Below are 6,606 nucleotides of genomic sequence, written 5' to 3' on the forward strand. Positions count from 1 at the left end.
CTCTCAGGAAGTTTACCCTACTATCATTTGCCGTTAATAAGAGAATTGAAATGAAATTGAACCGCCACTTTTTACTTTTAACCACAGCCTTTACGCTCACGGTAAGCGTCTTGAGTACCGCTCAAGCCGCCGTCACGCTTGATCGTACTCGTATTATTTTCGATGGAAATCAGCCATCTATTAATATTACGATCCGCAATGATAACCCTGAACTGCCTTACTTGGCGCAGTCATGGTTAGAAAATGCCTCAGAGCAAAAACTTGAAACAGGCCCTATTATTGCCACGCCGCCCATTCAACGTATGGAGCCCAAATCAACCAGTTTAGTGCGCTTAAGTACCGCCCCTGATGTAGCGAAATTACCCCAAGACAGAGAATCCCTGTTTTACTACAACCTGCGCGAGATCCCGCCTAAATCATCAGAAGCTGGTGTGTTGCAAATTGCGTTACAAAGCCGCGTAAAACTGTTTTATCGCCCTGAAAGCATCGTGGCGCAAAGTAAAACAGATTGGACAAAACTCGTCACGCTAACGCCTGCAGCAACGGGCTATACATTAAATAATCCAACACCCTTTTATTTAACCGTTATAGGCATTGGAAACAGCCAAAAGCAATCTGAAGAGAGTGATTTTGAAGCTGTCATGGTGCCACCAAAATCGAATCAAATCATTAAATCAGCTAAATTTTCAACACCTTACCTGACATACATTAATGATTATGGCGGAAAGCCATCACTGGCATTCAAGTGCCAAGCATCGCAGTGCAGCGTGACTGAATAATGCGTCAAAATAGAAAGGAGCAGAACTATGAAATTACGTTACTTAGTGCTATGGGCTTTTGCGGCACCTATTTTTGCGCAGTCCACTGCACCAGTCACTACGGGCACAGTCTATGTCAACGCACGTATTGTCACTGCTCCTTGTCTACCACAGATTTCATTGAGATCAAATAAAAATGCATTAATTTCAATAACTTATAAATTAGAAATGAATTTTAAACATTGTCGTAAATCAGGCCAGCAACATACTTGGGTGCCTTTTACTTTGACATTAGGCATGCAAAAGTATGTGTTCTCACAGCCCCTGCCCAATAACACTTTCTTGTTATCATTTCAGGCCAATAAAGCGGCTCAACGTTTGGAAATAAATTATGACTAGATGCGTAATATTTTTATTTAGCCTTTTATTTCTCTCGGCGAATAGCAGTTTTGCCAATAGCTTAACAGTTTATTTTGAAGGGGAACTATTGGCTGTGGGTTGTCGTCTCAGTGATGATGATGTCCAGAAAAAAATCTACCTGTCTGGGCTCCGCTTTTCATCTATTGAAACATTAGGGCGTTCTGACATTCAGCCTTTTCAGCTTGATATCGTGGACTGTTCAGAGATGGCGTTAAATAAAACCATCAAAATCACCTTAAATACCCAAAATAGCGAAACACATAATGGCATTAACTACCTCAAAACAACAGGTGAGTCCAATGTGTTATTGGTGCTGACCGACAGCAAGGGCAAAGAGCTCGACCTGAATACAAAAATAGATGTGAGTACCGTCACCGAGTCAGGAAAGGGGTCAATTAATACACTTTCATTCGGTGTATATGCACAAAAACCCTTTAATACACGTTTAAAAACAGGTGTGTTTTCTTCAACCGTGACGTTCAACCTTGATTATCAATAAGGCGAATAAAAATGAAACTGACGAATTTTGCCTTCCTTTTAATGGGCTTATTGATTTTTTTTAATACTCAAGCCGACATATTGATTTCATTATCTGCCAAATTAGTTCATCCAGCTTGTGTACTAACGGCGGAAGATGGAAAAAATGAGTTATTTATTAACTTTAGAGAGGTTGCCTTGGATAGGTTAACCGAAGAAAAACAGTCTTTTGGCATTTTGATTAAGCAATGTGAGCTTCGTAAAAATTTACAGGTTTATCTTTCACCAAGGGAAGGCAATACCCTAACCGTCAATAACGAAACCGTACTGGCGACCTCAATTACGGGACTAGGTATTCGTTTCTCAGAAGAAAATAAAAGCACGGCCCTGAATTTGAATAAATGGGAACGGATCGCCCCCACCGTCAGTGGTGATACAGGGAAAATCGTTATTCAGTCGCAACTAGTGACTAATCAAGCCCTAGAAAACCTTACTGCAGGGCCATTTACAGCCGCTTTGTCTGTGATGGTTGATTACCTGTAATATTGGGAATCCTTATGAAAAAATTAAAAATTTATACACAATTACTTTTATTGTTACCACTGTGTTTAGGAAGTTTACATGCACAAGCTACCAGGTATGCCGCAGCAGGTGGGGTCTATAGCATAAATTTAAATTCACTCAATGCAGTCGTTGCGATGACTCCAACAATTGGCTCAGATAATAATCAATATCATTTAATTGCACCTCCTAATAGCTCTGGGATTGTTATTAATGAGAGTACCGCACAGCCTACTGGGCAAATAGAATGTATGGTTAATTTTTTAGATGGAGAGACTCGTTGGGGTATATCTGAAAATTTTGCTTATCATCGTGTTTTTGCTTATATGCCAGAAGCTGGATTTACACTTAACGGATTAACGGCCTATAAAATCAACTCAAATACCTTTTTTACTCTTTATTCTAATAATGGTATTACTAACGGGTGGCAAAATATTCCAGCACTGGGATGCTCAAGTTACAATACAGGACCATTAAATACTTCTTACTTCACTGTGCATTTCCCTTTTGTTGTTAGGATTTATGTCAAAGAAATCCCTGTTGATGGAAACGTTATTATTCCTCCTGGTACTATTGCTGGGTACACTCGCTTATTTCAAAATATTGGTAAACCAACTCTTTACGTCCCTGAGGATAAAGCCAGTGTGAAATTAAACTTCTCCACAGCGGTGATTAATTATCCATCAAATTGCCGTTCCAATATAGATAATCTCAATATTGACCATAAAACACTGGATGCCTTTGAGTTTAATAGTAAGGAAACACGCACAGTCACCTATACTTGTGAAAAAGTTCAGCCTGTTAAGGTGAGGGTAAAGTTAGATTACGTAACTGACAGTGACCCAGAAAAACGTGTTCCGCTGAAATCAGGCGATAATACTATTTATTCTAAAGTCACTCTTTTTGATGAGCAAACAAATCAAAGTGGAAAAGAAATTGAAACCACTATTGATAAGGTCAAAAATATTCGTATTGAAAGCCAACTTTCAGGTTCAGGCGCTGAACCAGGGGACTACAAGGGGAGCGCTTGGATAATTGCTACGTTTATATAATTGTTAATGATGGCTAGTGCTTGATAGTTAGGAATCTGAATCAATACAGTGGTGCATTAATCGGGGTATTTTGAACTCTTATTACTATTTGATTTTATATAGAATACTAGGCGAATTCATTTTCAATGTAAGTGTAAAATGGACGCGGTATTAAAGATGAGCGATCCAAAACGGCTAACATTAAAAATGTTAATTGATGCGGGTAAGCAAAGTGGAGAGTCGTCGTTAACAATCCACGATATCGCTACGAAAGTGAAGAATGCTCATAACGTATAAACTTTCCAATTTAGCAGCTAAAGACTTTGAAGGGATATTCGAGTGTACCCTAGTGAATTTCGGTATTAGGAAAGCGGATGAATACACCAAATTTTTACCCGAATGGAACTTAATTCGCGCCGATCCGACATGTTGTTGAGGTCAAGCAAAGAATGTTAAGGTTAGCTAAGCGGATTTGAATGTTGACTATTGTATTTCAGCGATACATAAAATTTAGTTGGAGTGGTAAATGAATGAAATAATGTGGTTTCCATTTGTTCTAGCTTCCTTAGCAGTAATATTTATACCTGGTCAAGATATGATTTTGGTTATGACGAAATCTATTTCATCTGGAGTAGGCTCTGGTCTTGTTACTGCTTTAGGAGTAAGTTTAGGATTGGTTATTCATACATTAATAGTGTCATTTGGCCTTGGTAGTATAATAATGGCTTCAGATGTATTATTTTTGATCATAAAGTTATGTGGTGCCATATACCTTTTTTATGTTGCATATCAGTTAATTACTTCTGATGGCGTAATTTCAGCAGATGATTCTGGAGTGGGTAAAAAAAGTTTGTTATCAACTTTTTTTTACGGGGCCTTGTCAAATGTTAGCAATCCTAAAATTCTAATATTTTACCTGGCTTTTTTGCCTCAGTTTATAGGTGGGGGGAGTGGAAATCCTGTGCTGAAAATGTTATTGATGGGAGTTGTATTTGCTGCGCTTACTTTTATTATCAAGGCTCCAATTTCAATATTTTCTGGTTTTTTCTCTGAATGGTTCAAACGTAAATCATCTGTTATGAAATGGATAATGAGATCTAGTGGTGCAGTGCTCATTTTAATTGGCATTAAGGTTTTAGCTGAAAAACGAGCGTGAAGAATTTAATAGTGAATAGGAATGTATAGTTATAACATCAACAACATGTTTCATCGAGAGAGCATACTTCACCTCTCAATGTTTAATCATAACCGCGCTCATGGCGTCCAGCCCATTGAACACAATACTTTTTCAAGAGACTGAATAGGTTGGTTAGGAGACTGAATGTCACTTTTGCCTTCACTATCATCCCCAGCGCTTCATACACTTTCGGTAGTAAAATACCCCGCTTTCGATTGGCTAGAAAGCCGTAATATCGGACCATTTTAAAATGATGAGACGGGATATGACTGATATAATGCCATAGCATCTCTTCCTGACTCAGTCGTTGTGTGCGGTGGCGCCCAGTTCGATGGTCAAAATAATGATGAACGACCGCACCTCTAGTGTAATGACGTAATTTTGAAGCGGCTATCGGCGGTCGCTTCAGGTAACGGCCAAGATAATTGATGTTTTGGCGGGGATTTCGAGTTTTTTAGCGAAGTGAGTTTTCCAGCGTCGCTGATACTTAGCTTCAAGAAACTGGCACCATTCGCGGTAGTCACGGATGTGCTCGAAGCCAGTCGAAGGTAAATTTAGTGTCGCGTAGTTTTCCAGCAATAAGGTAATGATGGCCTGACGCCAGTAACGCTCAACGATTTTCTTTTTGAAGAAAATGGGGCGCCAGATACCATGTTAGAGGCAGAGTACCCCGCGAGTCACCGATAAATGAATGTGAGGGTGTTGATTGAGTTGACGACCGTAAGTATGAAGTGCGACAAACAAGCCGATTTCGATACTGAGTTTTTTGTCCATTTGAGCAGGGTATTGACGGCGCAAGCGAAAAGTTGGTTGATTCGTGGTTAGTTGTTGGCAAAAGCTGGCCAGAGTTTATCTGGCATGGTGAAGGTAATATACTGCCATTCACAGTCGGGTAGAATATGTTGTTGTTCGGCAATCTATTGCTCTGTGGCTTTAATGCCACAGGCGCTGCAACCTTTACTTTTGCAGTTTTGACAGAAATATTTTGTGTGGGAGCAGGCTGGTAATTCGCAACAATAACTGCTAATGCCCATGGCACCAGTCCCGCAAGCAAGCATGTGTTCGATGACAAGTTTAGTCCACTTGGGTACGTAATGACCGTGTTTAACGAGGAGTTGATCCCAGGTATCATCCCAACGTTTGCAAGACAAAGGCGAGAAAATTGGTTGGGAAAAAGGTCGAGAAGAAGGCCGCGAAGAAGAACGACTGCTTGCTCATCAGCGTCAATTAGATATGGCGCGTAATTTGCTTAAAAATGTGGTTAGTCTTGATCTTATCATTGAAAGTATCAGTTTAAGCCGTGAAGAGCTGATTTACTTGCAGTAATCTTGCTTAAAGCAAACGTCGCTAGCTCACTGAGTTTAGCTGTGTTTTGCGCTTTTTTATTACGCTTGTCATTTCGTACATTCACGCCTCGTACTTCAGCGGCTATATCCTGCTCCCAATGCAACTCCCGCTGCGACAGTTTCAACTAAAATCCAGTCATAGGTATTCTTTACCGTATTAAAAATGTCATATTGTCACTGTTAATTTGTTTGGTTTTGTCTATAAAAAACACAATATAACTGATTGGTATTTTTACTTATTTTATTATCGACATTAATTAGGTGAAAATAAATTTTAGAAACTATAAATACAATAAATTTTATATATTGATGTGTTTTTATTAAACTGTAAAAATTAATTTTCTTTAGGTGATTATAATTGTATGTTATTCTAATTTTTTTATTATAGATAATTAAAAGGAAATTTATGGATTATTATATTGATACTTTAATTGATAACTATGCCTGTTATTTAGTGCATAGGCGTGATTGCCAGTATTTACCTAATAAATTAAATCGAATTTTCTTAGGTGATTTTTCGGATTCTTTATTGGCAATAAAAAAAGCAAAAGAGTATAGCTATCTAAAGGCTAATGGGTGCTATTGGTGTTGTAGAAATATCCATCGTAAATATAACGATTAGATAATTATTTAAAGTATGCGGGTTTTTTAATATATCGTTTTTTGATGATGCCAGTACTATATTTAACTCTAAATTAACGGGGTGTAATTTAGAGTTAAATTATATATAAAATAACCATAAACTCTAATGATAAATTTATAGTTAATTACCAATGCGATTTTAATTTTTATTTGTGTGATTTTAAACTTATTTATATAATGCATTGATAATCATG

7 protein-coding genes and 1 pseudogene are annotated in these 6,606 nt (G+C 38.1%); 7 read left to right on the forward strand and 1 reads right to left on the reverse strand.

Annotated features, from left to right (window positions below; translation table 11 throughout):
- Window positions 1-50 precede the first annotated feature (50 nt).
- The 6 genes from PSF27_RS20545 to PSF27_RS20570 all read left to right on the forward strand — a co-directional run bounded on the left by PSF27_RS20545 (window position 51) and on the right by PSF27_RS20570 (window position 4,403).
- Window positions 51-779, forward strand: a complete 729-nt coding sequence (locus tag PSF27_RS20545) for a fimbrial biogenesis chaperone (protein ID WP_272682172.1) — start codon at window positions 51-53, stop codon at window positions 777-779.
- Window positions 780-806: 27 nt separating this feature from the next.
- A complete protein-coding gene (locus PSF27_RS20550; protein WP_272682166.1) occupies window positions 807-1,157 on the forward strand; it encodes a hypothetical protein in 351 nt (116 codons plus the stop codon).
- Window positions 1,150-1,677 (forward strand): fimbrial protein, encoded by a 528-nt coding sequence (locus tag PSF27_RS20555; protein WP_272682167.1) that lies wholly within the window; start codon window positions 1,150-1,152, stop codon window positions 1,675-1,677. Before PSF27_RS20550 ends, PSF27_RS20555 begins: the two co-directional genes overlap by 8 nt.
- 11 nt (window positions 1,678-1,688) lie before the next feature.
- A complete protein-coding gene (locus tag PSF27_RS20560) occupies window positions 1,689-2,198 on the forward strand; it encodes a fimbrial protein (RefSeq protein WP_272682168.1) in 510 nt (169 codons plus the stop codon).
- Between the two features lie 14 nt (window positions 2,199-2,212).
- Window positions 2,213-3,268 (forward strand): MrpH family fimbial adhesin, encoded by a 1,056-nt coding sequence (locus tag PSF27_RS20565; protein ID WP_272682169.1) that lies wholly within the window; start codon window positions 2,213-2,215, stop codon window positions 3,266-3,268.
- 505 nt (window positions 3,269-3,773) lie between these two features.
- Entirely contained in the window at window positions 3,774-4,403 is a 630-nt protein-coding gene (locus PSF27_RS20570) for a LysE family translocator (RefSeq protein ID WP_272682170.1), read from the forward strand.
- A gap of 172 nt (window positions 4,404-4,575) precedes the next feature.
- Here PSF27_RS20570 and PSF27_RS20575 read toward each other — a convergent pair.
- Window positions 4,576-5,587, reverse strand: a pseudogene (locus PSF27_RS20575) (IS91 family transposase); the annotation flags it as partial.
- Between PSF27_RS20575 and PSF27_RS20580 the strand changes: the two are divergent.
- Window positions 5,565-5,750 carry a hypothetical protein gene (locus PSF27_RS20580; RefSeq protein ID WP_272682171.1) on the forward strand — a complete coding sequence of 62 codons (186 nt, stop codon included), beginning with the start codon at window positions 5,565-5,567 and terminating at the stop codon, window positions 5,748-5,750. The pseudogene PSF27_RS20575 and the gene PSF27_RS20580 sit on opposite strands and share 23 nt — an antisense overlap.
- Window positions 5,751-6,606: the final 856 nt, after the last annotated feature.

The organism is Providencia sp. PROV129, assembly GCF_028482245.1.
In the GTDB taxonomy this organism is placed as follows: domain Bacteria; phylum Pseudomonadota; class Gammaproteobacteria; order Enterobacterales; family Enterobacteriaceae; genus Providencia; species Providencia vermicola.

Coding starts and splice junctions, on each gene's coding strand:
- PSF27_RS20560 (WP_272682168.1), top strand. CDS start 1,689: ATGAAACTGACGAATTTTGCCTTCCTTTTAATGGGCTTATTGATTTTT.
- PSF27_RS20550 (WP_272682166.1), top strand. CDS start 807: ATGAAATTACGTTACTTAGTGCTATGGGCTTTTGCGGCACCTATTTTT.
- PSF27_RS20555 (WP_272682167.1), top strand. CDS start 1,150: ATGACTAGATGCGTAATATTTTTATTTAGCCTTTTATTTCTCTCGGCG.
- PSF27_RS20565 (WP_272682169.1), top strand. CDS start 2,213: ATGAAAAAATTAAAAATTTATACACAATTACTTTTATTGTTACCACTG.
- PSF27_RS20570 (WP_272682170.1), top strand. CDS start 3,774: ATGAATGAAATAATGTGGTTTCCATTTGTTCTAGCTTCCTTAGCAGTA.
- PSF27_RS20545 (WP_272682172.1), top strand. CDS start 51: ATGAAATTGAACCGCCACTTTTTACTTTTAACCACAGCCTTTACGCTC.